1 protein-coding gene is annotated in these 288 nt (G+C 67.4%); it reads right to left on the reverse strand.

Annotation, left to right across the window (positions count from 1 at the left end):
• A partial coding sequence (locus EN852_RS38465; RefSeq protein ID WP_281407858.1) for a hydantoinase/oxoprolinase family protein occupies positions 1–288 on the reverse strand: 288 nt, incomplete at both ends.

The raw sequence follows: 288 nt of genomic DNA on the forward strand, positions 1-288 counted from the left end.
GTTTCTCGACCTCGACGAACATTTCCGAGACCGCGATATCGAGGATCGCCTGCGCGGTCTGCTCGAACGTACGCCCTAGCCTGGCGGCGAGTTCGCCAACGGCGCGATGCGCCAGTCCGGTATCGATCCTGAGCTGACCATAGGCCATCTCGCTGTGGCCGAGCCATCCGCAGACGACCATGGCGTCCGTTACCGTCGCCTGCGTGCCGCCGCGACCGTAGCATGCCGGTCCTGGCGTCGAGCCCGCCGACTCCGGTCCGACCCGCAGCACCCCTTGCGCATCGACGC

Origin of the sequence: Mesorhizobium sp. M2E.F.Ca.ET.209.01.1.1 (assembly GCF_004010375.2) — a bacterium.
Taxonomy (GTDB): domain Bacteria; phylum Pseudomonadota; class Alphaproteobacteria; order Rhizobiales; family Rhizobiaceae; genus Mesorhizobium.